Source organism: Pseudomonas huaxiensis (genome assembly GCF_003231275.1).
In the GTDB taxonomy this organism is placed as follows: domain Bacteria; phylum Pseudomonadota; class Gammaproteobacteria; order Pseudomonadales; family Pseudomonadaceae; genus Aquipseudomonas; species Aquipseudomonas huaxiensis.
In genome coordinates this window covers 1-640 of sequence record NZ_QKVL01000158.1, presented here as the reverse complement: position 1 = coordinate 640, position 640 = coordinate 1, and the positions used below count along the sequence as shown (strand labels likewise).

Below are 640 nucleotides of genomic sequence, written 5' to 3'. Positions count from 1 at the left end.
CTATGTGATCTACACCTCGGGTTCCACCGGCAAGCCGAAAGGGGCGGGCAACAGCCATCGCGCGCTGGTCAACCGTTTGCACTGGATGCAGAAGGCTTACGGTCTGGACGGCACGGATACTGTGCTGCAGAAAACGCCGTTCAGCTTCGACGTGTCGGTGTGGGAGTTCTTCTGGCCGCTGCTGACCGGCGCTCGTCTGGCGGTTGCATTGCCGGGCGATCACCGTGATCCGGAGCGTCTGGTGGCGACTATCAACGAGTACGGCGTCAGCACGCTGCACTTCGTGCCGTCGATGCTTCAGGCGTTTATGACCAGCGAGTTGGTCGAGTCGTGCGGTTCTCTGAAGCGCGTCGTTTGCAGCGGTGAAGCATTGCCGGCCGAACTGGCCGCCCAGGTGTTGAAACGCCTGCCACACACCGGCCTGTACAACCTGTACGGCCCTACCGAAGCGGCGATCGACGTCACCCACTGGACCTGCACTCTTAACGACCAACTGAGCGTTCCGATCGGTCAGCCAATCGACAACCTGAAAACCCACATTCTGGAAGACGGCTTGTTGCCCGCTGCACCAGGCACCGCTGCCGAGCTGTACCTGGGTGGTGTCGGTCTGGCTCGTGGTTACCACAACCGTCCTTCGCTT

General features: G+C 61.1%; 1 protein-coding gene. It reads left to right on the top strand.

Annotated features, from left to right (window positions below; all coding sequences use genetic code 11):
- A partial coding sequence (locus tag DM374_RS32695) for an AMP-binding protein (protein WP_157969819.1) occupies positions 1–640 on the top strand: 640 nt, incomplete at both ends.